General features: G+C 55.0%; 21 protein-coding genes and 1 pseudogene. 1 reads left to right on the top strand and 21 read right to left on the bottom strand.

What is annotated here, in order from left to right; genetic code table 11:
• Positions 1-47 precede the first annotated feature (47 nt).
• The 4 genes from G583_RS15145 to glpK form a co-directional block, all read right to left on the bottom strand.
• Positions 48-761 (bottom strand): helix-hairpin-helix domain-containing protein, encoded by a 714-nt coding sequence (locus G583_RS15145; protein WP_022870734.1) that lies wholly within the window; start codon positions 759-761, stop codon positions 48-50.
• Between the two features lie 207 nt (positions 762-968).
• Positions 969-1,937: a DegV family protein gene (locus G583_RS0108360; protein WP_022870733.1), complete on the bottom strand. Its 969-nt coding sequence runs from the start codon at positions 1,935-1,937 to the stop codon at positions 969-971.
• Entirely contained in the window at positions 1,930-4,425 is a 2,496-nt protein-coding gene (gene leuS, locus G583_RS0108355; RefSeq protein ID WP_407635166.1) for a leucine--tRNA ligase, read from the bottom strand. The genes G583_RS0108360 and leuS overlap by 8 nt, the downstream gene beginning before the upstream one ends.
• A 52-nt stretch (positions 4,426-4,477) precedes the next feature.
• A complete protein-coding gene (glpK, locus tag G583_RS0108350; RefSeq protein WP_022870731.1) occupies positions 4,478-6,010 on the bottom strand; it encodes a glycerol kinase GlpK in 1,533 nt (510 codons plus the stop codon).
• Positions 6,011-6,088: 78 nt separating this feature from the next.
• On the opposite strand from glpK, the gene G583_RS15140 reads away from it, so the two are divergent.
• The gene (locus tag G583_RS15140; RefSeq protein ID WP_022870730.1) at positions 6,089-7,042 is read left to right on the top strand and encodes an alpha/beta fold hydrolase; all 954 of its coding nucleotides are present in this window, start codon (positions 6,089-6,091) and stop codon (positions 7,040-7,042) included.
• Here the strand turns inward: G583_RS15140 and G583_RS0108340 are convergent.
• The 17 genes and pseudogenes from G583_RS0108340 to G583_RS16955 form a co-directional block, all read right to left on the bottom strand.
• Positions 7,039-9,123 carry a primosomal protein N' family DNA-binding protein gene (locus tag G583_RS0108340; protein ID WP_022870729.1) on the bottom strand — a complete coding sequence of 695 codons (2,085 nt, stop codon included), beginning with the start codon at positions 9,121-9,123 and terminating at the stop codon, positions 7,039-7,041. The genes G583_RS15140 and G583_RS0108340 overlap by 4 nt on opposite strands.
• A gap of 1 nt (position 9,124) precedes the next feature.
• The gene (gene metK, locus G583_RS0108335) at positions 9,125-10,375 is read right to left on the bottom strand and encodes a methionine adenosyltransferase (protein WP_022870728.1); all 1,251 of its coding nucleotides are present in this window, start codon (positions 10,373-10,375) and stop codon (positions 9,125-9,127) included.
• 61 nt (positions 10,376-10,436) lie between these two features.
• A complete protein-coding gene (gene coaBC, locus G583_RS0108330) occupies positions 10,437-11,657 on the bottom strand; it encodes a bifunctional phosphopantothenoylcysteine decarboxylase/phosphopantothenate--cysteine ligase CoaBC (RefSeq protein ID WP_022870727.1) in 1,221 nt (406 codons plus the stop codon).
• A gap of 28 nt (positions 11,658-11,685) precedes the next feature.
• A complete protein-coding gene (gene rpoZ / locus G583_RS0108325) occupies positions 11,686-12,060 on the bottom strand; it encodes a DNA-directed RNA polymerase subunit omega (protein ID WP_022870726.1) in 375 nt (124 codons plus the stop codon).
• 62 nt (positions 12,061-12,122) lie between these two features.
• On the bottom strand, positions 12,123-12,731 hold the full coding sequence (gene gmk, locus G583_RS0108320; RefSeq protein WP_051129690.1) for a guanylate kinase: 609 nt from the start codon (positions 12,729-12,731) through the stop codon (positions 12,123-12,125).
• A 134-nt stretch (positions 12,732-12,865) separates the two neighbouring features.
• On the bottom strand, positions 12,866-13,180 hold the full coding sequence (gene mihF / locus G583_RS0108315) for an integration host factor, actinobacterial type (RefSeq protein ID WP_022870724.1): 315 nt from the start codon (positions 13,178-13,180) through the stop codon (positions 12,866-12,868).
• A gap of 112 nt (positions 13,181-13,292) precedes the next feature.
• Complete coding sequence (pyrF, locus tag G583_RS15135; RefSeq protein ID WP_022870723.1) at positions 13,293-14,135, bottom strand: orotidine-5'-phosphate decarboxylase; 843 nt, start codon at positions 14,133-14,135, stop codon at positions 13,293-13,295.
• A gap of 8 nt (positions 14,136-14,143) precedes the next feature.
• On the bottom strand, positions 14,144-17,452 hold the full coding sequence (gene carB, locus G583_RS0108305; protein ID WP_022870722.1) for a carbamoyl-phosphate synthase large subunit: 3,309 nt from the start codon (positions 17,450-17,452) through the stop codon (positions 14,144-14,146).
• Between the two features lie 19 nt (positions 17,453-17,471).
• Positions 17,472-18,596, bottom strand: coding sequence for a carbamoyl phosphate synthase small subunit (locus G583_RS0108300; protein ID WP_022870721.1), 1,125 nt, complete (start codon positions 18,594-18,596; stop codon positions 17,472-17,474).
• The gene (locus G583_RS15130; RefSeq protein ID WP_022870720.1) at positions 18,593-19,102 is read right to left on the bottom strand and encodes a PH-like domain-containing protein; all 510 of its coding nucleotides are present in this window, start codon (positions 19,100-19,102) and stop codon (positions 18,593-18,595) included. Before G583_RS15130 ends, G583_RS0108300 begins: the two co-directional genes overlap by 4 nt.
• Before the next feature lie 15 nt (positions 19,103-19,117).
• Complete coding sequence (locus tag G583_RS0108290; RefSeq protein ID WP_022870719.1) at positions 19,118-20,446, bottom strand: dihydroorotase; 1,329 nt, start codon at positions 20,444-20,446, stop codon at positions 19,118-19,120.
• 11 nt (positions 20,447-20,457) lie between these two features.
• Positions 20,458-21,408 (bottom strand): aspartate carbamoyltransferase catalytic subunit, encoded by a 951-nt coding sequence (locus G583_RS0108285; RefSeq protein WP_022870718.1) that lies wholly within the window; start codon positions 21,406-21,408, stop codon positions 20,458-20,460.
• Entirely contained in the window at positions 21,408-21,989 is a 582-nt protein-coding gene (gene pyrR, locus G583_RS0108280) for a bifunctional pyr operon transcriptional regulator/uracil phosphoribosyltransferase PyrR (protein ID WP_029629409.1), read from the bottom strand. Before pyrR ends, G583_RS0108285 begins: the two co-directional genes overlap by 1 nt.
• 121 nt (positions 21,990-22,110) lie before the next feature.
• Complete coding sequence (gene nusB, locus G583_RS0108275; RefSeq protein WP_029629408.1) at positions 22,111-22,521, bottom strand: transcription antitermination factor NusB; 411 nt, start codon at positions 22,519-22,521, stop codon at positions 22,111-22,113.
• 56 nt (positions 22,522-22,577) lie between these two features.
• Positions 22,578-23,141 carry an elongation factor P gene (efp, locus tag G583_RS0108270; RefSeq protein ID WP_029629407.1) on the bottom strand — a complete coding sequence of 188 codons (564 nt, stop codon included), beginning with the start codon at positions 23,139-23,141 and terminating at the stop codon, positions 22,578-22,580.
• Between the two features lie 120 nt (positions 23,142-23,261).
• Complete coding sequence (gene aroB, locus G583_RS0108265; protein WP_029629406.1) at positions 23,262-24,386, bottom strand: 3-dehydroquinate synthase; 1,125 nt, start codon at positions 24,384-24,386, stop codon at positions 23,262-23,264.
• 51 nt (positions 24,387-24,437) lie between these two features.
• Positions 24,438-24,887: pseudogene (locus G583_RS16955) on the bottom strand (shikimate kinase); the annotation flags it as partial.
• Positions 24,888-24,902 lie beyond the last annotated feature (15 nt).

Below are 24,902 nucleotides of genomic sequence, written 5' to 3'. Positions count from 1 at the left end.
GTCTAAGGGAGGTGCGATGTCACCAGGCTTGATATGGTCGTGCTCCATCACCAACTCACCAATCCATCCAGGCGCTCGAGCGTTGCAGGGCCGATACCGGAAACTGCTTCCAGGCTGGCCAGATCAGTGAAATCCCCGTGTTGTTCCCGATGGGCAATAATCTCAGCGGCCGTCGCCGGGCCTACTCCTGGTAGTGTTTCCAAGGCCGCAGTGTCACCGGTATTGAGATTCACCGGGCCGTTGTCTGTACCAGCGGACCCGGGCGTTGAGGGCACAGAGTTGGCCCCAAGGTTTGACCCCTCCGCTTCGAGGTCAGGGACAAGGATATAGTCCCCGTCAGAAACCACGGCAGCCAAGTTTAACGCATCGAGCTGGGCCTGCTGCGTTGGGCCACCCGCTGCTTCGATTGCGTCGACGACTCGATCCTGTGCAGTAAGTTCTACTATTCCAGGTTCGTGCACCTCACCGGCAACGTGGACGATAAGTAAGGTCTCGCCGGGTTCGTCAGGTGCAGCAGACTCCTCACCATCTTGCTCTGCTGTTGGATCTTCCTGGGATGCAGAACCGGGTGTGTCTTCTTGGTTGTTGTTCACCGCCAGGGTGGTGTCTTGGGTGCCGGGCTGTTCTGTTATCAACCACCGAAATCCAAATATCGTTCCAATGACTAGGGCCAGCATCAACACCGCAGACAGCGCGACTTTAGTGCGCCAGAGTGGCGCCCGCGGCTGATGTTCGCTGGGCTCCGCCAAATGTTTAGCCATACCTACAGCTTGGAATATGCGCGCTCGTGCACGCTGTGCTTCAAGTCAGGTTGTGGAAAAGGTTCTATTCGGCGTGTGTTGTGGATACACCTCGCACCGGATCGTCTCCTGGGCTGTTAAACCGGCTATCGAGCCAGCCCGTATCCACGTCGTTCATACGTTGGGCAGCATGACTGAGGTTAACAGCCGCGGAGCATTATGGCCTGCTTATCCTGTGTAATCGAGCACAGGGCTCATCGAGACGCCCAGTGCACCTAATCCTAGGTGGGCTGCTAAAACAGCGGGCAGTTGCAATACCGGTACGGGCATCGTTGAGTGCTCTTCTAACGCATCTGCTAGGTCGTGAGCTGTAGCAAAATCGCCATAGGTTTGGACGCTTAAGCGCACTGGTTGTTCGGCGGAGTTGGCGATCTCGGTGATCATTGCAAGTGCTTTTGCCTGACTTCTGGGTCTGTCGAGGAGTTCGATTGCCCCGTCTTTAAGATGCATCACGGGTCGGACTTGAAGGAGCTGGCCAAGTAGGCCAGGCAGGGCGGGTATGCGGCCACCCTTCCGTAGAGCATCAAGGTTGGGCACCGTAAAAATTGTTTGGCCGACTTCTGCTTGCCGTTGGGCGATATTCGCCAGGTAATCTGACGTGAGTCCTAGTCGGGTCCGCATCAGCACGTCTAAGACTGCGTGACCAAGTGACATGCCTGCGTTATATGAGTCGATGACCGTGACCGGAATGGGCGAGTTTTCGGCGGCGATACGCGCAGCATCTGTGGTACCTGATAGACGTGATGACAGGTGGATAGACAAGATGCGGGAATACCCTTGTTCGGCCACTCGCTTATACGTTGACGAAAATTGCCCGGGTGATGGTCGTGAGGTCCGCAGTGTCGTTCCCGAGGCCAGGGCAATGGAAAGATCCTGATGTAGGACTTCGTCGTCTTCATTATAAATTTGGTCGCCGATCATGACCGGGATCGGGATCATGAAGAGTTCTGACGCGTTAGGTAGCTTGTAGACCTCATCAGGTAGGGCCGCCGAGGTGTCGGTGACAATGGCAACCCGGTCTTTACGAGCTGGTTTGATGTAGCGCGCCCAGCCGACCGCCTCGCCGCGTACATCACGCGACGTGGCGGCGAGTCTGGCGATCCACGCTGCTACATCCGACATATTGTGGTTAGCCAACTACGAAGTTGACGAGTTTGCCCTTGACCACAATGACTTTTCGAATGTCTTTGTCGCCGATGGACCGTTGGACGTTTGGCGAGTTTCGTGCGACTTCTTCAAGGTCTTCGTCTGAGATGTCTGCGGGTACTTCGAAGCGGTCTCGCAGTTTGCCTTGGACCTGGGCGATGACAGTGATCTTGTCTTCAACAAGCAGCGACTCGTCAACAGTCAGCCATGCTGAGCGGGAGACTGACGGTTCGTGGCCGAGAAGAGCCCACATGTCTTCGGCCGTGTATGGCGCCACGAGAGACAGCAACTGTGCAATAACCTCAACGGCTTCTCGGACTGCCGGGCTGGCGGCACCCTCGCCCTTGTCGACCTCTTTCCGTGTCGCGTTAACCAACTCCATGGTCCGGGCCACGACGACGTTGAACTTCTGATCGTCCAACAGTGATTCTGCTTCGTGGACTACTTTGTGGGTGATCTGACGAAGTGCAGTGGCTGCCCCGCTGGCATCTGTTCCCGGTGCAGAATCAGCGAAGTGTACGTCTTGGGCGAGCCGCCAGGCACGAGCCAAAAACCTGAGCGACGCGGCGGGCGATACATCGGCCCAGTCGACGTCATCTTCGGGCGGCGAGGCAAATACCATGGTCAGACGAATCGCATCGACGCCGAAGGCATCGAGCTGTTCACCAAGTGCTACACCGTTTCCAAGAGATTTCGACATGGCCTTGCCACCGTTGAGGACCTGCCCCTGGTTAAGCAGTCGGGTAAAGGGTTCGGTGAAATTCACCATATCCATGTCGTACAGCGCTTTGGTGAAGAAGCGTGAATACAACAGGTGCAGAATTGCATGCTCGACGCCACCCACGTACTGATCAACTGGGCCCCACCGGTCGAGTTTGTCCCGGTCCCAGATCTTTTCGGCATTATTTGCCGATACGAAACGCATGTAGTACCACGACGAGTCCACAAACGTGTCCATGGTGTCGGTGTCACGCTGCGCCGGACCATTACAGGTTGGGCAGGAAACATTGACCCAGTCTTCAGCTGCTTCAAGAGGGGATTTACCTTTGGGAGCAAGTTGCTGTCCGTGCAGGTTTTTCGGCAATTCGACAGGCAGTTGGTCATCTGGCACCGGTACTTCGCCGCAGGTATCACAGTGAATGATAGGGATAGGTGCACCCCAGAACCGTTGCCGGGATAATAGCCAGTCACGTAACCGGTAATTCACGGATTTGTAGCCGGTGCCCTTGGCCTCTAGCAGTGCGATGGCGTTATCGATAGCGGCTTGCCCTGTAAGGCCATCGAGCTCACCGGAGTTGATGTTGGCACCGGTACCGGTTGTAGCTTGACCGGTCTCTTCTGGGTTGTCTTCACCGGTATCTACGACCGTTCGAACAGGGAGTCCCATGGCACGAGCGAAGTCCATATCTCGCTGGTCGTGTGCGGGCACGGCCATAATGGCACCGGTACCGTAATCAGATAGCACATAATCTGACGCCCAAATGGGGACTCTCTCACCCGACAGAGGGTTGATGCCATACCGCCCCAAAAACACTCCGGTTTTTGGTCGGTCTGTTGACTGACGATCAATGTCTGAGACGTGCCTCAGCTCTTCCCGGTAGGCTTTGAGGGCTGCTGCGTGCTCGTGGGTGACGAGTTCTTCGGCGAGTTCTGCATCGGCAGCAACGACCATAAATGTGGCGCCGTACAGGGTGTCCGGACGGGTCGTGTAGACCTCAATCGCCGGGCCGTCTTCAATAGCAAAGGTGACGCTTGCACCGGTGGATTTGCCGATCCAATTGCGCTGCATATTCAGCACGCGATCTGGCCATTTACCTTCCAGAGCGTCCATGTCCTCGAGTAGCCGATCGGCGTAGTCAGTAATCTTGAAGTACCACTGCTCAAGGGCCTTCTTGGTCACCTCGGTGCCACAGCGTTCGCAGGCTCCGTCGACTACTTGCTCATTGGCCAGCACGGTTTGGTCTTTAGGACACCAGTTCACCGGCGAGTTTTTGCGGTATGTCAGACCGCGTTCGTAGAATTTTAGAAAGAGCCACTGGGTCCACCGATAATATTCTGGATCCGAAGTGTGCAGAACTGTGTCCCAGTCTACGGAGATTGCGTAGCGTTCAAATGATGCTCGCTGTGTCGCAATATTCTTGTAAGTCCATTCGGCAGGATGTGCATCCCGAGCGATCGCAGCATTCTCGGCTGGCAGACCGAAAGAATCCCAGCCGATGGGGTGCAAGACGTCGTAGCCACGCAGCATCCAGTAGCGAGAAACAACATCGCCCATGGCAAAGGCTTCAGCGTGCCCCATGTGGAGGTCCCCGGAAGGATAAGGGAACATATCGAGCACATATTTCCGCGGTCGCTGACCGTCGTCAGCCGGCTGAAATACTTTGTTCTTTTCCCAATAACCGGCCCAGCGCTGCTCGATGGCAGAAAATGAGTATTCTTCGCGCCCAGTATCGGCCTGATTCGATGTGTTCGTCACGATGTCCTGTCTACAATTTCTACGAAAAGGTCAGATCTAGTGTCAGTCTAATATTCTAGCTGGTCTCATCAACCGGCCAGCCAATCGTGTGCTCAATTGCCGCACGCCAGCCTCGGATAAGTCGATCACGTCTCGTCGGGTCAATTTGCGGATACCATACCCCACCTGATTGCCACAGTTCACGAAGTTGTGAAATCTCCTGCCATACTCCAATGCCGAGCCCCGCGGCATAAGCGGCCCCGCGTGCGGTTGTTTCGACATCTGCGCTGCGTTCAACGACGACGTCCAAAATATCGGACTGGAACTGCATCAGCTGGTCATTGATGGTCATTCCCCCGTCGACGCTAAGACGCTGCAGCTTCTCACCGGTATCGGCTTCTACTGCTTTGACTACATCAAGTGTTTGATAGGCTGTGGCATCCAAAGCAGCCCGGGCAATATGACCCGATGTGGCATAACTGGTCAGTCCGATGATCGTCCCGGAAGCATCAGGACGCCACCACGGTGCAAACAGTCCGGAAAATGCTGGGACGAAATACACGCCTCCGTGGTCAGTAACGCTATTGGCAAGGGCTTCAACGTCTTTTGAACTGCGAATGATGCCGAGTTGGTCACGTAACCACTGGACCACCGAACCCGCTTGAGCAATGGACCCTTCAAGCGCATAAACGGGTGGTTCGTCCGGCAACTGGTAGGCAACGGTGGTCAGTAGCCCGCTGGTTGAAACAACTGGTTCCGTGCCGGTGTTATATAACAAGAAACAGCCGGTGCCATAGGTGTTTTTGGCTTCGCCCGCCGCAAAGATGGTCTGACCAAAGCTCGCCGCTTGTTGGTCCCCCAACACACCGGTGATAGGTATGCCCGCCACAGGTAACCCTTTAACTACCGTGCCGAAGTTGTGTATTGACGGGTAAATTCTTGGCAGGGCCGTCTCCAGTACCTTGGGGTCCAAGTCGAAGACTTCACCCAATGCTAGATCCCACTGTCCATTTTGAATGTCCATCAACGAAGTCCGTGATGCATTGGTGATGTCGGTTGCGTGCACCGTCCCGCCGGTCAAGTTCCAGATAATCCAGGCGTCGATCGTGCCGAAACGCAAACGGCCACGAGCTGCAAGGCGGGCGGCCTGGTCACTATGCTGCAATATCCAGGCCATTTTCGGCGCAGAAAAATACGCTGACAGATTCAAACCTGTCCTTTTTTGCACCAACTCGTTGTGTCCTGCTGCAATGAGCCGTTCGACCACCGTGTCAGTGCGGGCATCCTGCCAGACAATAGCGCGGTGCACAGGCTGTGAGGTATCAGCGTCCCACGCCACGACGGTCTCGCGTTGATTTGTAATGCCGATGCTGACGATATCGTCCGCAGTGAGCTGGGCACGAGCTAGTGACAAGGCAGCAAGCTCGCGGATGTTTGCCCAGATTTCAGCTGCGTCGTGTTCGACCCAACCGGGATGGGGAAAGTATTGTTGGTGTTCTCGCGCCACGATGGTCACGGCGTTCCCCTCGGTGTCGTAGAGCGCAACACGGGTCGAGGTCGTGCCGAGGTCTAACGACATGATGATCTGTGCAGATGATTTGGCGGCCATAGGCGTTACTTAACCACACGTGTGTCGTATTGGTCACTTCGCTGCCCTGGTGCGCCCAGTTTTTATAGACTGGCCCGTATGACATTTGGCATTTGGCCGCGGTTGAGACCACAACATCTGGTTCGCGACAGAGCATTACTGACCGGCAATTCGCAACGAGCTCCGAACCGCTTCGGGCTAGAAGTTACCGATCCGGTCAGCGGGGCTCCCTTCGAGGTAACAGTCTTTCAGTATCCCGGACCTCCAGGTAGTCGCCAGCTCTTAGCGATGCACGGGTTCCGCGGTGATCACCACGGTTTGGAACTTGTGGTTGATGGTTTATCGCAATACGACGCGTGGGTGCCAGATCTGCCCGGCTTCGGGGCATCACCGGCCATGCCCGATGCCGAACACACCGTTGAAAACCTGGCTCATGTGGTCAATCAGGTTGCAGATCGCTTAGACGCTCCTGCGCTGTTAGGGCATTCCTTTGGTTCCGTCATTGCGGCTCACGCAGTGCAGCAAGAGGCTTTCAAGTATCGTCATCTCGTGCTGCTGAATCCAATCGCTCGCCCAGCACTGGCTGCGCAATCCTGCACCGATCGGACTGCCACGGCCGTCACCAACGGTTTTTATCAGGTGGCCGCCACCCTGCCCACAGCACTAGGTCGCCGGCTCTTGAGCAACCGCTTGATTGTTTGGGCCACGGGCGCATTTATGACCAAGACTGATGACCCGCGGATTTTGGCCTACACCCATGATCAACACCAAGCATATTTCTCAGCATTTGATTCTCCGAAAGTACTCCTGGAAGCCTACCGCGCCTCGATAGAACATACGGTCTCCGATGTCGCGCCAGCACTGAAGCTACCCGTCACCATCATCGGTGGTGACGGCGACGAGTTATCTTCACCCGAAGACATCGCTGCGCTCGCGGACCACATCGGCAGAAGCAATAACGACGTCGAGACACATATACTGCAACGAACCGGTCACCTGTTGCACTATGAACGTTCAGCCGCTGCTGCAGCGCTGATAACGTGGCGTCTCTAGAGCACATCCGTCGGATCGATTCGCAGCCGCACCGCCGTAGATTCTCCTCGTGCCGACAGCTGGGCGCGGGTGGTTTTCAGTGTTGGAATCACTTGATCAGCAACATGCTGCGGGAAGAAGAGCAGAGCCCGATGTGTTCGGTCGTCTACGAGGACGGGTCCGATCCACGGTGACTCTTCTGATTGGTACGGCAGCGGGGTTTGTCGCATCATTCGTTGGATCTCATCTAGGGGTCCCAACAGTTCCGCAACCCTCATAGCCGGCGGAAGACCCAGTTGTTGGCGCTGTGCTAATTGTCGAGTCGCCCACGCGATCGGATTCATTTGCACCAGGGATGCCACTGCGTCGTCGTATTCGGCCGTGACCACTACGACTCCCCCGTCGGTAGCGGGCCGCACAAGTGTTGCGGCACGCATCCAATGCCCCAGAACCTGTTCGGGTACGTTGAGACCCTCACGTTGCAGTTGTGCGTCGCCGTCCAACAGTAATGCAGCGGCATAACCGTTAGGGGCGATAGGTTCTGCACCCGGAGTCGCGATGACCAGCGCAGGACGATCTTCAATAGTCACTAGTAAATGGTCCGCTGACGACGACATAATCGGAATCATCGGAAATGCTCTGCCCAGCTCATCGGCGGTACGGTGCACTCCCCTGGCTCCAGCACGCAATTGTCTCGAGGCGCATTGAGGGCACGCGAAGTTTCGTTCTTTGATTCCGCACCATCGACATGTAGCTTCGTGTTTTTGCACGGCGAGGCGGTCTGTATACCCCAGGGGCCCTACACAGTGTCGACAGCGGGCAGACTCACCACAGCGGGCGCAAAATAGGCCTGGGATGAACCCCGCACGTGCAACCTGAACGAGTACGGGACCGGGCGGACCGTGTTTCCCTTCGAGGGCTTCACGCGCGGCACGGTGGGCATTGTGTGGAATCCGGGCGATTTGTGCAAGCGGATCGCGTTCCGCATGAAACGAGTCGGACGTCGCTACGACGCGTGGCGCTAAGGCGTTGCGAACACTGCGGTCGACGCCGATCTGGGTCACTTCGGCATTCGCAACCAGCTGTTGCACTTCGATGGCCCGAGAAGTCGATGCAAGTAATAAACGGGCCCCGTGCTGTACTGCCCGCAGTCTAGCAACAGAGTGCACATGAAAGTACGGGGTGCGTGGCTCGATGAGATGGTCGCTGGTGGGCTCCCATACCGCAATCAGGTCAATGTGTTCCAGGGGCGCCCAGATCGCTGATCGGGTGCCAATGACGATGCGATACTGTCCGGTCAATATTTTGAGAAATGTCCGGTATCGGGCGGTGTTGCCTTGTTCTCCACTGAGCAGGCCGAAACCGTGTTTCCCGACTCGTTCCTCGAGCTGGCGTTGCAACCGGGAGAGGTGTTTATGATCCGGCACGATGAGCAGACTCGTTTGTTCTGTAGCGGCCAACCGTTGTGCGGCGTCTGCGAGTACCCCCATTGCGTCCCAGCTGCCAAACGCTGACGGCAGGCTCAGTGCATAGTGCTCGGCGTGGCCGGGGCTAAATAGCTGGTCGGCACCTTCAATTAGGTCCCAACGAAATTCTGGGCCCGAGCCTTCCGATAGAGGTATCTCACCAGGGTGTTCAATGGCCGGTGGCTGAGGGGTGCTTCCGTCATCGCGTTGTTGGGCTACTTCGCGTTCGACACCAGCCATGCGCCGCGGGATAACTGCTCGCAGCACATCTGCGGTAATTGATCCGTAGTGTTGTGCGACCTGCTGTGCCAGGGCTAAGACGTTGGGTTCAAGGACCGGCATAACCGATACCACTTTTTGGATGGTCGTCAGTCGGGATGTTGTGTCTATGGTCTCTGAGCGTTGAATGAGCCAGCCAAAAAGTTGCTGGTGTCCGAACCGTACTTTGACTCTGACACCGGGTTGAGCAGCTTCGTCTAGCTCCCTGGAAATAAGGTAGTCAAAGAGCCTATCCAGATGCGGCACCGGTGTTTCCAATAGGATTTTGGCCACCGGTTGTTCCGGCCAACCATCCCGTGCCGGCGGTAGTTTGGCACGCGATTCTGGAAGGTCGAAGAGAGCATCTGTTTCGGGCACGTCACCAGCCTACAGCGGCCCGCAACTCGTCAACCTTATCTGTACGTTCCCAGGTAAAGTCAGGCAATTCCCGACCAAAGTGACCGTTCGCTGCTGTTGCTTGATAAATGGGACGTAGCAGTTGAAGATCCTGAACAATTGCAGCAGGACGCAGGTCAAAAACTTCGTTGATTGCCGCCACAATATCCTTGTGACTAGTTTTCTCCGTGCCGAAGGTATCCACATACAACCCGACCGGACGCGCTTTACCGATCGCGTATGCCACTTGTACTTCTGCTCGTTCAGCCAGTCCAGCTGCCACAATGTTTTTAGCAACCCAACGGGTGGCGTAGGCCGCTGAACGGTCAACTTTGGACGGATCTTTTCCAGAGAAGGCACCACCGCCGTGCCGGGCCATCCCACCGTAGGTGTCGACAATGATTTTTCGTCCTGTTAGACCGGCATCGCCTACGGGTCCACCGATCACAAACGGGCCGGAAGGGTTGATGATGAACTCGGCACTGGAGTATTTCAAACCAAAGTTTTTCAGCACGGGCTCAATAACGTGTGTTCGGAGATCTTCGTGCAGTTGTTCCTGTGTAACCTCAGCGACGTGCTGTGTCGATACAACGACAGTTTCCACGCTTTGTGGCACATGGTTCTCGTCGTATCCAATGGTTACTTGCGTTTTGCCGTCTGGCAGCAGGTAAGGCATTGGTGATTTGGGTTGCTGACGCACATTGGTGAGGCGCTCTGACAGGCGATGTGCGAGATAGATGGGTGCTGGCATTAATGCCGGTGTCTCATTTGAGGCATAACCAAACATCAGGCCTTGGTCCCCAGCACCTTGTTTGTCGATTTCGTCGACAGAGCCGTCACGGGATTCTAGCGAGGTAGAGACACCATCGTAGATATCTGTGGACTGCTGGCCGATTGACACGTTGACGCCACACGTTGCACCGTCAAAGCCATTGGCCGAAGAGTCGTACCCAATATCTAGGATGGTCTTACGTACGATTTCGGGTATTTCCACATACGCAGACGTGCTCACTTCACCAGCGACTTGGACCAAGCCGGTGGTCACCAACGTCTCAACAGCTACTTTAGCGTTGGAGTCCTTTGCGATGATCGCATCAAGAACGGCGTCAGAAATTTGATCGCAGATCTTGTCTGGGTGACCAGCGGTCACTGATTCAGAGGTGAACAGACGGAGCTCGCCATCACCGATGCCGGAGTAGGGCTCGTACAAGGAAGAAGTATTTTTAGCAGTCACAGTAGGAGAGTTTACCTGTTGAGGCCTCGAAGGGCCTACCGTGGTTCATGGATCGTAAACTTCAGGCAAACGCGTCGGCGAGTTGATTGATAATCTCCACGGCTACACGGTCTTTACTGCCTTGAATCGGCACATCATCGCTGCCATCAGCGAAGATGATGGTTGCATCATTGTCGTCTTGTCCAAAGACTTTTCCAACACCAACCTCGTTGACTACGAGGATTTCGCATCCCTTACGCTGTAGCTTGGCACGCCCGTATTCCAAGGGGGTGGTGTCTGCGTCACCAGTCTCCGCCGCAAATCCAACAATGACGCGCGGCAACTGCTGTCCAGCTGCACGTTGTTCGACCGTAGTCCGTAAAACATCCTCAGTTTGTTCCAGCACTATGGTTGGCGCAGTGTTACCGTCTTGTTTCTTCATCTTTTCGTCGGTTACTGCTGCAGGACGAAAATCGGCCACGGCTGCTGCCATAATCAATCCGTCCTTGCCTTCTGCGTGGTGCAGTACAGCATCCAGCAGATCACGAGTCGATTCAATAGCTACCACAGAGATATTTGGATCTTGCGGTGCCGCAATATCCATGGCTCCAGCAATGAGCGTTACGTCAGCACCAGCTCTGGCGGCTGCCAGAGCCAAGGCGACGCCTTGTTTGCCGGACGAGCGATTGCCGAGGTATCGAACGGGGTCCAGGGCTTCACGGGTACCTCCGGCACTAACGACAACGCTCTTCCCCTCGAGATGTCGCTTCGCGGCACCTCGGTCTAGAAGGTCTTTGGTCTGTGACCAAATATCTTCCGGTTCAGGAAAGCGTCCTTTACCGGTATCGCTACCGGTCAGCCGGCCAGTAGCCGGTTCTATGATGTGGATACCACGGGCACGCAGAGTGGCAACATTGGCTTGGGTCGCCGCGTTCTCCCACATTTCTGTATGCATGGCTGGTGCCATGACCACCGGCACCGTCGCCGTCAGTAAAATATTTCCGATCAGATCATCAGCCAAGCCGTGTGCAGCTTTCGCCAACGAGTTTGCTGTTGCCGGTGCAAGAAGCACAAGATCTGCGAGACGGCCCTGCAAAACGTGGTTGACTTCTTCAACGGCCTCAAACGTGTCGTTGTAAACAGGCCGACCTGAGAGAGCTTCCCAGGTGGCTTTACCAACAAAATTTAGTGCTGAATTGGTGGGGACTACATGCACCTCATGTCCTTCTTCGGTCATGAGACGCAACAGCAAAGCTGCTTTATAAGCGGCGATGCCGCCGGATACACCAAGGACGATCCGCATGTTGTCCCCTATCGAGCTAAATTAAGCTTTATTCGTCTGTCGAGCCAGCAGCGTCTTCTTCTGGCAGCGCAAACGGATCATCATCATTTGATGGAAGTTCAAAAGTCGGGAACTCTTCGTCGAGTTCCTCGGCAGCGGCAGCCTGTACTTCTTCGACGGGCTTCATTTCGAGCAAGCCGGCATCCACTTCACGCAGTGCGATCGACATTGCTTTTTCATTAAGTTCGGTATCTACGAGCGGCCCAACGTACTCAAAGAGGCCTTCGTGCAGCTGAGAGTAGTAGGCATTGATTTGGCGTGCACGCTGTGCGGCGAAGAGCACCAGCGCATATTTCGAATCAACCTTTTCTAGCAATTCGTCTAGTGGTGGGTTGACGATACCTTGAGTGTTTTGTTCAGTCACTGACTCTCCAATTAGTCCCCCGTAGCGACCGGGGATCGTGGATGTAATATTCTATGCCATGGCTACTGCTGTGCAGGTAACTGCATGACTTCTACCAGTCTGGAAGCAGCTTGTCCAACTGTATCGTTGACAATCACGGCATCAAACTCTGGTTCTGCAGCCAGTTCCAGTCTAGCGGTTTCTAGCCTTCGATGCTGCTCGTGCGTTGATTCTGTCCCCCGCCCAACAAGTCGTCGAACAAGTTCATCCCAGCTGGGCGGTGCTAAGAAAACGAATGTTGCTTCCGGCATGCTCTGCCGAACCTGCCGAGCGCCTTGTAGATCGATCTCCAACAGGACGTGCTGGCCATCTCGTATCGCCGCCTCCACCGTGTCCCGACGCGTGCCGTACTTGTTTAAGCCATGTACTTCGGCCCATTCCAGCATTTTGCCCTGTTCTATCAAGTGGTCGAACTGGGGATGGCTGAGAAATGAGTAATGTATTCCATCTACCTCACCAGGTCTGGGCTCGCGCGTAGTGGCGGAGACCGACAGTGAGACTTGTGGGTAGTGCTCGCGAATATACTGGCTTACAGTTCCTTTTCCAACAGCAGTGGGGCCAGCCAAGACCGTCACGGCAGGAATACTGCCAGCGTGCTCAGGGCGCAGGGTCAGTTCTCGTGGACCGGGAATGACCGGTGGCTTCTGATCTGGCAAAATTATCCTCAGCTGACTGGGTTCATCATGACTGCAATTACGCTATGGAGCAGGGTACCCCAATGTTAGTCGATCCCCAAAAGCGAGAATACATTTGCGCATAATTTCGCCTAGCGGCCAAGCGCTTCGATTAACGCTTTGCGTTGCCGGTGGCCCAAGCCTCGCAGACGACGATTTGGTGAAATATCGCATTGCTCCATAATGCCTTGAGCGCGGATTTCACCGATCCCTTTGAGGGACGTCAATAAGTCAATGGTACGCATACGTGCGACAGCATCATCGATGTCACTTTGCTCAAAAACCGCTGCTAGGGACAACGCTCCACTAGCAAAATCCGTTTTCACTTTAGCGCGCGCTGTCCGGGCATCAAGCGCCTTTTGACGCGCAGCTTGTCGTTCGGCGGGTGTCAGATCTTTAAGGACCATTGGTTCTGCCTTTCGCGCCCAACCCTACCCTACAAAAGGTAAGGATAGTCACTCCCGCATAGAGAGTGACTACTCCGTGTATTGACCTACATATTGCCTAGTGAAATGTAGTCTACTTCACACTTAGGTCTTTACGGGAGTGCTCAATTGCAGCGTGTAATGCAGAGATTTCTGGACCCTGTCGCAGAATCGCACGAGACGAGTTGACTAGGACGTTGTCCCATGCCTGACCGAATCCTGCCCGAATTTCCGCAGCCTGTGCTCCTTGAGAGCCATACCCAGGTGCCAGGATAGGGGCATTTGCCCTCGCCAAGTCGATATTCAATCGTTCAGCAGCGCTGGTCACCGTGGCACCGACAACCAATCCAATCGATCCGAGTTCTTCACTATCGGCGTTGTCATGTGCCACCGCCTCAACAATACGTTTTGCCACGGACTCGCCATTCTCTGCCGCATGTTGAACACTTGCACCTTCGGGATTCGAAGTCAGAGCAAGCACGAAAACTCCGCGGTTATTCGCAAGTGCTAGGTCGAGTGCAGGCCGCAGTGATTCATACCCCAGGTAGGCCGACAACGTTACGGCATCTGCAGCCAGGGCAGAGCCATCAGCAAGCCAAGCTTGTGCATAGCCGGCCATAGTCGAACCAATATCACCACGTTTTGCATCAGCGATAGTGACAATATTGGCTTGTCGTGCAAGCTCTAACGTCTCTTCCAGCACGGCAAAACCCGCTGAACCAAATCGCTCATACAAAGCTACTTGGGGTTTCAGCGCAGCAACACCGGTAGTCTCGGCTGCTGCTTGGACAATAGTTTTCGAAAACGTCTCAAGACCGGCAGGATCATCATTAAGACCCCACGTCTGCAACAACTCCGCATGGGGATCAATGCCCAAACACAGGGGTCCCTGGCGGTCCATCGCCTCAGCTAAACGTGCTCCAAACGACTGTGACATGGCGGATCCTACCGTTGGTTTTCAATCACTGCGGCAAGACGACGATCATGTTCCTGCAGGCTGGTGACATCCCAGGAGTAGTCGCGCTGGGCTTGTATAGCTTGCAAGGCGGTGCCGAAAGCAGCCTGGGTGGTCACAATCGGCACACCTAGTGAATTTGCAGCGGCGCGGATCTCGTAGCCGTCTCCACGTGCTTCCGAGCCCGATGGCGTGTTGACGACCAGATCGACTCTGCCGTCCTCGAGCTGATCAAGAATGGTTTCTCCAGGCTGATCTGCATCACTAGTAATTTTATCCACGGTTTCAGTGCTGATCCCGTTGCGTGCTAGCACGTCGGCGGTACCACCGGTTGAAACCAGTTCAAAACCCAACTCAGTCAACCGTTTAGCATGCGCAACGATGCCGCGCTTATCGCGGTTTGCCACTGAGATGAAAACCCGGCCGGTCGTTGGGAGTTTTCCGCCAACAGCGTCCTGCGATTTGGCATAAGCGGTGTCGAAGTATTTGTCGATACCCATGACCTCACCGGTTGAACGCATTTCCGGTCCCAGTAGAGAATCAACCACACGACCTTCTGGAGTACGGAAGCGGGTGAACGGGAGTACAGCTTCTTTGACAGCGATGGGAGCACCAAGTGGTAGCGACCAACCATCGTGGGTCGCAGGGAGGCCACCGGTCTCGCGAAGTTCGGCGATCGTAGACCCAACACCAATTTTTGCAGCCGCCTTGGCGAGGGCAACGCCGGTGGCCTTGGAGACAAATGGCACGGTTCGGGACGCACGTGGGTTCGCTTCGATCACGTACAGAATATCTGCCGTCAGCGCGAACTGGATATTGATCAGCCCCCGCACTCCGACACCTTTAGCGATGGCTTCTGTTGCTTCACGAACCCGGGCTAGCACGTCTGGCGCCAACGTTGTTGGGGGCAACACACATGCGGAGTCACCGGAATGAATCCCGGCTTCTTCGATGTGTTCCATGATGCCACCCATAAACAGTTCGTGGCCGTCATACAGCGCATCAACGTCGATTTCGATCGCGTCATCGAGGAAACGGTCGACGAGCACGGGATGTTCTGCTGTGATTTCGGCGGTGGCGTTTGTGATGTAGTCCGACAGCTGCTCTTCGCCGTAGACGATCTCCATACCGCGACCGCCCAGTACATACGAAGGGCGTACCAGAACGGGGTAGCCGATTTCGTCAGCAATGGTTTTCGCGTCTTCAAAGGACACGGCGGTCCCATTCTTTGGCGCAGCGAGGTCTGCTTGCTGCAGCACCTGAGCAAATAGTCCACGGTGCTCAGCCAAATCAATGGCCTCTGGTGACGTCCCGAGAATGGTCACGCCGGCGTCAGCAAGATCTTGGGCCAGTTTCAATGGCGTTTGGCCGCCCAACTGTACAAAGACACCTTCGACGGGTCCGGTTTGTTCCTCAGCGTGGATGATCTCTAGGACGTCTTCCAAGGTCAGTGGCTCGAAGTATAGACGGTCTGACATATCGGAGTCTGTCGACACAGTTTCAGGGTTGCAGTTGACCAGCACGGTGTCGTAGCCGGCCTGTTGCATCGCCATGGTTGCGTGAACGCATGAATAATCGAACTCCACACCCTGACCGATACGGTTTGGCCCGGAGCCCAGGATCACGACCGTGCGGCGTTGGTGTTCTGCAACTTCACTTTCCTGGCCGTCATAAGACGAGTAGTGGTAAGGAGCTTGAGCAATATGTTCGCCGGCTGCGGTGTCCACCGATTTATAGACGGGGCGAACACCAAGAGCATGGCGCACACCACGCACCACGGCTTCATCCATGTGACGCAGTTCGCCGATCTGACGGTCGGAGAACCCATGACGCTTGGCGTAACGAAGCAGGTCCTGGGTGAGTTCTTTGGCGGCACGAATCTCGGTGGCGACCTCGTTGATCAACATCAGCTGGTCAATGAACCACGGGTCAATCTGGGTCGTAGCAAAAATCTGCTCTGGAGTGGCACCGCCCAGCAGGGCTCGCTGCACTTGACCGAGTCTCGATGTCGTCGCGGTTTTGGAGGATTCCAGTAGTTCGGCGACTTCCGCTGCGTCTGGCACGGTGAAGTCTAGTTCAGCATCGTTATCCTGTTCGAGCGAACGTAGCGCTTTCTGGAGTGCTTCAGCAAAATTCCGTCCTATGGACATCACTTCGCCGACAGCCTTCATTGTGGTGGTCAGCGTGGCATCTGCTGCTGGGAATTTCTCGAAAGCAAAACGTGGGACTTTTACCGCCACGTAATCGAGCGCAGGTTCAAATGCCGCGGTGGTCGTACCCGTAACGTCGTTGGAAATCTCATCCAGTGTGTAACCCAGTGAGAGTTTGGTAGCGATTTTTGCTATCGGGTATCCGGTGGCTTTCGACGCCAGCGCAGAGGAACGTGATACACGCGGGTTCATTTCAATAACAATGATGCGGCCATCTGCGGGGTTCACTGCGAACTGTATATTACAGCCACCTGTGGCCACACCGACCTCACGAATGATCTTGATCGAGATATCGCGCATCTTCTGGTATTCGCGGTCGGTCAGTGTCACAGCAGGGGCTACGGTGATGGCGTCGCCGGTGTGAACTCCGACAGGGTCAAAGTTTTCGATCGAGCACAGCGCGATAACGTTATCGGCGCTATCGCGCATCATTTCGAATTCATATTCTTTCCAACCCAGAATCGACTCTTCTAACAAGACCTCTGAAGTTGGCGAGTACTGTAGACCGGCACCGGCAATACGGTGGAGGTCTGCTTCGTCGTACGCCATACCCGAGCCCAGACCGCCCATCGTAAACGAAGGGCGCACGACCATCGGATAGCCGAGTTCGTGTGCAGCTTCAAGTGCTTCGTCCATCGTATTGACGATGACTGAACGCGCCGATTCAGCGCCACAACGCTCGACGACACCTTTGAATTCTTCGCGGTCTTCGCCCAGTTCAATTGCGGCAATATTGGCACCGATAAGTTCGACACCATATTGTTCTAAGACACCGCGCTCATCCAACTGGATCGCAGTGTTCAAAGCAGTTTGGCCGCCCAGAGTGGGCAAAAGGGCATCTGGTCGTTCTTCGGCAATGATCTTTTCGACGACGTCGGCAGTAATCGGTTCAACATAGGTCGCATCGGCCATCTCTGGATCAGTCATAATCGTGGCCGGGTTGGAGTTAACCAGCACCACTCGAATGCCTTCTTCTTTGAGCACCCGGATGGCCTGGGTTCCTGAGTAGTCGAATTCAGCCGCTTGGCCGATAACAATCGGACCTGAACCGATGACTAGTACGGATGAGAGATCTGTGCGTTTTGGCATGGTCTAGAGTTCCTTCGTCTTACTCGCCGGTGGCCATCAGAGTTGCGAAACGGTCAAACACCGTATGCGGTTCATCAACTTCCAGCGCCGAATTTTCTGGGTAGTACTGCACGGTGACAACCGGAAGGTCAGTCAGTTCTAGAGCCTCGACCGAATTGTCATTGAGGCTGTATTGGGTGACCGTAGCCTCCCCGTAGTCAGCCATTGGGGCGATTTGAGTCCCCAGTTCAGCCTGCAGTGCATACGCATGGTTTTGAGAGGTGATGGCACTCTGGCCCGATGCCACGTCGTAGACCGGCTGGTTCGGGCCCCTTTGAGCTTGTGGCAACAAGTATGTTTCAAAGCCTAATGCCAAGCCGATCAGCTGGTGTCCCAAGCCAATCCCCAGAATAGGAGTCTTTGCATTCAGCAAGTCTTTTACCAGATCGATATGGTCCGATAATTCCGCGGGGTTTCCCGGTCCCGAAGAGAGCACGACTCCGTCAACACCGGCTACAGCAATATCAGCTGCTGTTGTAGCGGCCGGCATAACCTGCACAGTATTGCCACGTTCTACCAGCTGGTTGATAGTTGCTTGCCGTACACCGAGGTCGATGAGTGCAACGGTAGCTTGAGGATTCTCGGCCTTGACCACATAGGTTGTGGAGGTAGAAACGGTTTCCACCAACGAGCTTGCTGTCGGTGGAGTCCAATCTCGCACCTTAGCAATGAGCTCTGCATCAGATTGAGCTGCTGCTTCACCAGAAAAAATTCCGGCGGTTACCTGTCCCATCATTGCGATGTGTCGAGTAAGAGCACGGGTGTCGACCCCAGCGATACCCACAACTTCCGCTTCGGTTAGGACCTCGTCAAGGCCTTGTTCAGCCTGCCAATTTGAGCGCACGCGGGCCGGATCACGCACGACGACGCCGCTGGGCCAGTAGTGTTCGGATTCAGCATCGCTGGTATTGACACCGACATTCCCGATGTGTGGAAAGGTGAACACCATGATGGTGGCAGCATTCGACGGGTTGGTCAGGCTGTGCTGGTACCCGGTCATGGAGGTGTCGAAAACCAGTTGGCCAAGTACGCTGCCGGTTGCGGCATAGGTGGTCCCGGCGTAGATGGTGCCATCCGCCAGGACAAGTTTGGCTGATGTGCTCATGCTGTCTGCCTTCCGTTGGTGAGGATCTCAAGTTGTGTGCGAAGTTCTTGGTGCTCCGCAATGGTTTCGGTGCGGAAACCAGTGGTGACGTCAATATCACCAAGGTTCCAGGTGATAGCCAAGATGCCATCTTTCTCGACAAACTTTCCGGCCATCCCGGAAATGGTGGAAACCTTGGTAATGTCACCGGTTGGAATAAAAAAGTTTGGCTCGCCTGCGCGCATCACGGCCACTCCGGCATTATGAACTTCAACCTGAGCCTGGCTCCGGTTTCCCAAGCCGTGAGCCATCACCCGTTCAAGAAGTTCCTGCCCAAGCACAGTGGTGACGTATATTCCTTCAGCTGCGCCCAAGGGTTGCTGCGTCAGCAGGGATTCTGGCACAGCAGCTGGTACAGCAATGTACTGTTGCCGTTTCGTGCGGTTTCTAAAACCAACGATAATACCGATGACGATCGCTGCGATGAGGATTGCACTCAACGTTACGGTGAATGTTGTCTCGTCCACGTGTGGGGTCTTTCCTTATCGGCTGTGATGAAATGGTGTGGTCATGCGCGCATCAGCTACGACCTGGTGTCCACGATAGAACACGTCAGTAACTTGACCCGACAATTCCATGTTTTTATAGGGTGAGTTTGCTGACTTTGAGTCGTGCTCGGCTGGGTTGACCACAAATGTATGTGTTGGATCGTAGACGGCTATATTGGCCACTGCGCCCTGGACTAGTCCCCCGGTCTTGGTCAGCTGACCTTGATCCGAGTGACGATAGATTCGCGCGGGGTTGGCGGACATCACACGGGCGACGTCATGCCAGCTCAGCAGACCGGTATCAACCATGGTGTGCTGAATAACAGGTAGTGCAGTTTCCAATCCGGTCATACCCATGGCCGCAACAACCCATTCACACTGTTTGGTTTCTTCTGTATGCGGGGCATGGTCTGTACCCACCGTGTCAATCGTGCCGTCAGCGAGGCCCTGCCGCAGGGCATGCACATCAGAGTCTTTTCGCAGCGGTGGATTGACTTTGTACACCGGATCGTATGTTTTGACGTAGTCTTCAGTCAGGAGCAAGTGGTGCGGTGTGACTTCTGCAGTTACGTTGATGCCTTGTGATTTTGCCCAACGAATCAATTCAACTGATCCGGCCGTTGAGACGTGGCAGATATGTACACGCGAGTCCACGTGCTGTGCGAGGAGTACATCGCGGGCAATAATCGATTCTTCAGCAACCGCTGGCCACCCCGTCAAACCGAGTTCAGAAGATAACGCCGACTCGTTCATCTGCGCGCCTTCTGTTAACCGGGGTTCCTGTGCGTGTTGGGCAATAAAGCCATCAAAAGATTTCACATATTCCAGGGCTCGTCGCATGAGCACCGGGTCCCAAACGCAGATGCCGTCGTCGGAAAACATCGTCACGTTGGCCGCGGAATCATGCATGGCAGAGAGCTCAGCCAAACGTTCTCCCGCCAGACCCACGGTCACAGCTCCGACCGGGTGCACGTCCGTCCAGCCGGCCTGTTTTCCTAGGCTGTAGACCTGTTCGACGACACCTGCGGTATCAGCTACCGGATTCGAGTTGGCCATGGCATGCACGGCGGTGAAGCCACCCTTGGCTGCTGCTCTTGTGCCGGTTTCGACAGTTTCTGCGTCATTATTGCCTGGCTCACGCAGATGAGTGTGAAGATCTACAAGTCCCGGGAGCACAATTTTATCTGTCGCGTCGATGACCACGGCGCCTTGTGCCATGAGTCCTTGACCAAGTTCCGCAATCAGACCGTCTGCGTCAAGGGCGATGTCAGTCTGGACTCCGTCCGGAGTAGTGCCACCGGTGATGAGGTAAGTGATGTTCATGATGTGGCCTTTCATTGCCCTGGTTGACCCGCAAGTAACAGATAGAGGACTGCCATACGCACGGATACGCCGTTGGCGACTTGTTCAAGCGCCGTGTTTTGTGCTGAATCGGCTGCAGCAGCGGAAATCTCCAGCCCGCGGTTCATCGGTCCTGGGTGCATGATCAGTGTGTTGCAACCTTCAATGCGCTTATACCGGTCATTGGTGAGCCCCCAGCCTCGTGTGTATTCGGCTGCGGACGGGAAAAAGTCCCCCGACATGCGTTCAGCCTGGACCCGCAGCATCATGATCGCATCGGGTTGTTCGGCGAGCAGAGCGTCCAGGTCATAGTTGATCTCCACCGGCCAGGTCGTAACGCCGACGGGCATAAGTGTTGGTGGCCCAGAAAGGGTCACTTTGGCCCCGAGAGTATGCAAGAGCCATACATTTGAGCGAGCTACTCTCGAGTGCAAGATGTCGCCAACGACTACTATGTGGAGACCTTCGAGGTCCTTACCGGATGCATGTTGACCGTGTATACGGTCACGCAGTGTAAAGGCATCTAAGAGGGCTTGTGTGGGATGCTCGTGTGTCCCATCTCCCGCGTTGATCACAGCCGATGAGGACCAACCAAAGTTCGCCAGTTGTTGCGCAGCCCCAGAGGCCCAGTGCCGCATAACAATGGCGTCCCCACCGATAGCCTCAAGCGTTTGAACCGTGTCTTTCAGGGACTCCCCTTTGGAGACTGACGAAGTTTTGACCGCAAAGTTCAGGACATCTGCCGATAGCCGTTTGGCTGCAGCTTCAAATGAGGTCCTGGTTCTGGTGGAGTCTTCGAAGAAGAGATTCACCACTGTCTGACCGCGCAAGGTCGGTAACTTTTTGATGGACCGATCCGATACAGTGGCCATCTCCTGAGCCGTGTCCAGAATCGCCATGGCGTTATCGTATGAGAGATTCCGTGTTGCAAGAAGATGGCGCATTAGTCCATCACATCCACGATCTGGACTTGATCCGAGGTGTAGTCAGCGTCGGCGCCATCGATTTCTGCAAGTTGAACCATCACGCGTTCGGTGGATGCTGTTGGTAGATTCTTACCAACATAATCTGCGCGTAGCGGAAGCTGACGGTGTCCTCGATCCACGAGGACGGCCAGCCGGACTGTTCGCGGACGACCAATGTCGGCCAGTGCATCGAGAGCGGCCCGAATCGTGCGACCGGAATATAGCACGTCATCGACCAACACTACGACAGTGTTATCGACACCAGCGGGCGGGATCATCGTTGTAGCGGGGATACGCGATTCCGCTCGTGCCAGATCATCGCGATACAGGGTGATATCAAGTTGTCCGGTGCGTTCCTGAACAACATATTCAGGCTCAATCTCGGCAAGTTTTTGGGCCAGACGGTTTGCCAGCGGAACTCCACGGCGTGGGATCCCAAGCAAGATTAAGTCTTCGACACCGCGGTTGGCTTCTAAAATTTCATGGGCAATGCGAGTCAGGACCCGTTGAATATCGGATTCGGACATCACGGTACGTGCTTCACGCACGGGTTCTTGCACCACGACGATCTCCTTTCCCGCCTCACTGGACGGAGCATTAAAGGATCTGCGGGATATGTGGTGTTCCCGTCAGTTTCACTGAATGTAACTGTAGCACCGGCTGGTAGCGATGACCGGACGGTTACAGAAAGAGCGTCGGCTTCAATTCCTGGAGTCTGCCGAGTACACCGTTGATATAGGTTGGCGAATCATCGTTGGAATACTCACGAGCCATGTTCACGGCTTCATTGACGGCGGCACCGTCAGGCATATCCTCGTTGAACAGCAGTTCCCAAGCACCTAAGCGCAAGATCGACTTGTCCATGGGGAGCATACGCTCCATAGTCCACCCATGAGCGTACTGGGCGAGTAATTCATCAATCTGGTCTTGATGCGTGATGACCCCATCAAGAATGCTTGTGGTGTAAGGGTTGATGGTTTGTTCAGTGTAATCGCGCCGACGTTGCAACGCCTCAAGTGGCGGGACGCTGCGATGTTCAGCTTCGAAGAGGATTTCGAGGGCACGACGACGTGCCCGACCTCGGGAGCCGATCTTTCGTGGCTGATCTTTTGAGTTCTTAGACAATGTGGTGTTGCTCCGTGCCAGCGTTATTCTGTCGCCCGGCCTTGGTATTCACCATTGCGGGTGTCTACTTTAACCTTGGTTCCAACTTCCATGAACAGCGGTACTTGGATTTCGTACCCGGTTTCCAGCGTTGCTGGTTTTGTACCGCCAGAAGAGCGATCGCCCTGAAGGCCTGGTTCTGTGTATGTGATTTCAAGGACCACCGATGGTGGGAGTTCAAGATAAAGTGGCGTACCGTCCGAAATCGCGATCTGCGCGTTGTCGTTTTCGAGCAGGAAGTTCGCTGCATCTCCTACGACGTTGGCCGGGACCATAACCTGGTCAAAGGTCGTGAGATCCATGAAGACAAACTCATCGCCATCACGGTATAAGTACTGGTACTCAGAGCGATCTACGGTAGCAAATTCAAGCTTTGCTCCGGCGTTCCATGTCCGATCTACGATCTTATTGGACGTGAGGTTTTTAATTTTGGTGCGGACGAATGCCCCACCCTTACCTGGTTTGACGTGCTGGAACTCTTGGACCTGCCACAGTTGGCCGTCGACAACGACGACCGAACCATTTTTAATGTCGTTACTGGTGAGCATAACCATAAGGCGTATTCTCCGTTGAAGTTTTCGTTAAGTGCATATTCTGGCAGATTCCAGGCGCGGCCATATAACTTGACCTTGGTCTAGTGTAGACCACCCGCGAACATATGCCGTCCTCTAGTCGGCAATTTCTTGGTAAGCCGCAAACAGGAGTGACTCATCTGGCACATCGTAAATGATCGGCGATCCCTGTGCTTCAAGCAAGATGAAGCGCAATTGTTCGCCACGGTTTTTCTTGTCACGACGGATACCGTCAAGCAGTGTTGCCCAGCGGTCACCGTGATATGAGGTTGGGAGGCCGATGCCTTCGAGAATAGTCTTATGGCGTTCGACCGTAGCGTCATCAAGGCGTCCGACGGAACGGGCGAGTTCTGCCGCAAACACCATACCGACAGCCACAGCAGCCCCATGGCGGTACTGGTAGCGTTCTGCCAACTCAATTGCGTGGCCAAGGGTGTGTCCATAGTTCAGCATGTGCCGCTCATTGGACTCCTTAAAGTCCTTCGTCACGACGTCGGCTTTGACTTGTATGGCCCGTTCAATCAGTTCCCGCAGAACGGGTGAATGCGGGTTGGTGACCTGGCTCTCGTTTTCTTCGATGAGTTCCAGGATGCGTTCGTCGGAGATGAAACCACACTTTACGACCTCTGCCAGGCCTGAAATGATTTCGTTTTTGGGCAGGGTGAGTAATGTGTCAAGATCAGCTAAAACTCCTGCAGGTGGGTGGAACGAGCCCACAAGGTTTTTGCCTTCAGCTGTATTGATGCCGGTTTTACCACCAACTGCAGCATCCACCATGCCAAGTAGCGTTGTTGGCATATGCACGACGCGTACACCGCGCAGCCAGGTGGCTGCGACGAATCCGGCCAGGTCTGAGACCGCTCCCCCGCCTACTGATACCACTGCATCTGAGCGCGTGAAGTCGCTTTGTCCAAGGACTTGCCAGCAAAACGAGGCGACTTCAATATGTTTGCCCTCTTCCGAGTCTGGGATCTCTACCAGGATGGCGTCATACCCAGCATCATCAAGGGCGGATTTCACAACGTCACCGGTGGCACGCAGGGCTCGAGGCAGAATGATCGCTACGCGGTATGGATGTGGGCCCAGGATTGCAGGCAGTTTCGACAGTAGTCCACGACCAATGACGACGTCATAGCCGCCGGTGACCTCATGTTCTCCCCCGCCGGAGACCGGGATCACGGTGGGCTGGTCGGTACTATCAGTTGTCGTGTTTTCAGACATAGGGGTAATCGTTTTCCTTGACAAAAATTGTTGGTGTCCGTCGATAATCTTAGTAGCCACGTCATCGACGTCTAATCCGGTCGTATCAATCACATTGTGGGCTGTTATCCGAAAAAGGTCGAGTCGGTCGGCACGGATCCTCGACCAGTTACGGGCTGGATCCCCCGCCAGCACAGGGCGTGCCGAGGCATCGCCGAGCCGTTCCAAGGCCTGATCTTCACTGACATCCAAAAATATGACATAGCCGCGGTCACGAATAATTTCGCGATTAGCACTCCGAAGGACTGCTCCGCCGCCTAGCGAAATGACCCCCAGCTGAGGCGCCTGCATAGCCTCTGCAATGATGTGTTGCTCTGCATCGCGAAAGGCCGGCTCTCCGTGAGTCGAAAAATATGTGCTTATCACACCGTGACGCTCCACGAATAGCGCATCAGTATCGGCATACGATGCGTTCAGGTGTTGAGCTATATGTTGTCCCACGGTGGACTTGCCCGACCCCATGGGACCAATCAAAAT

The sequence above is a fragment of the Yaniella halotolerans DSM 15476 genome, assembly GCF_000420805.1.
In the GTDB taxonomy this organism is placed as follows: domain Bacteria; phylum Actinomycetota; class Actinomycetes; order Actinomycetales; family Micrococcaceae; genus Yaniella; species Yaniella halotolerans.
This window is presented reverse-complemented; position numbering and strand designations above follow the sequence as displayed.

Excerpts from the sequence above, each read along its gene's own strand:
- glpK (WP_022870731.1), bottom strand. The coding sequence starts at position 6,010 with ATGGCCGCCAAATCATCTGCACAGATCATCATGTCGTTAGACCTCGGC.
- G583_RS15145 (WP_022870734.1), bottom strand. The coding sequence starts at position 761 with ATGGCTAAACATTTGGCGGAGCCCAGCGAACATCAGCCGCGGGCGCCA.
- efp (WP_029629407.1), bottom strand. The coding sequence starts at position 23,141 with ATGCTCACCAGTAACGACATTAAAAATGGTTCGGTCGTCGTTGTCGAC.
- G583_RS0108290 (WP_022870719.1), bottom strand. The coding sequence starts at position 20,446 with ATGAACATCACTTACCTCATCACCGGTGGCACTACTCCGGACGGAGTC.
- G583_RS0108300 (WP_022870721.1), bottom strand. The coding sequence starts at position 18,596 with ATGAGCACATCAGCCAAACTTGTCCTGGCGGATGGCACCATCTACGCC.
- carB (WP_022870722.1), bottom strand. The coding sequence starts at position 17,452 with ATGCCAAAACGCACAGATCTCTCATCCGTACTAGTCATCGGTTCAGGT.
- pyrF (WP_022870723.1), bottom strand. The coding sequence starts at position 14,135 with ATGTCACAGTCGTTTGGAGCACGTTTAGCTGAGGCGATGGACCGCCAG.
- mihF (WP_022870724.1), bottom strand. The coding sequence starts at position 13,180 with ATGGTCCTTAAAGATCTGACACCCGCCGAACGACAAGCTGCGCGTCAA.
- G583_RS15140 (WP_022870730.1), top strand. The coding sequence starts at position 6,089 with ATGACATTTGGCATTTGGCCGCGGTTGAGACCACAACATCTGGTTCGC.
- coaBC (WP_022870727.1), bottom strand. The coding sequence starts at position 11,657 with ATGCGGATCGTCCTTGGTGTATCCGGCGGCATCGCCGCTTATAAAGCA.
- aroB (WP_029629406.1), bottom strand. The coding sequence starts at position 24,386 with ATGTCTGAAAACACGACAACTGATAGTACCGACCAGCCCACCGTGATC.
- G583_RS0108285 (WP_022870718.1), bottom strand. The coding sequence starts at position 21,408 with ATGCGCCATCTTCTTGCAACACGGAATCTCTCATACGATAACGCCATG.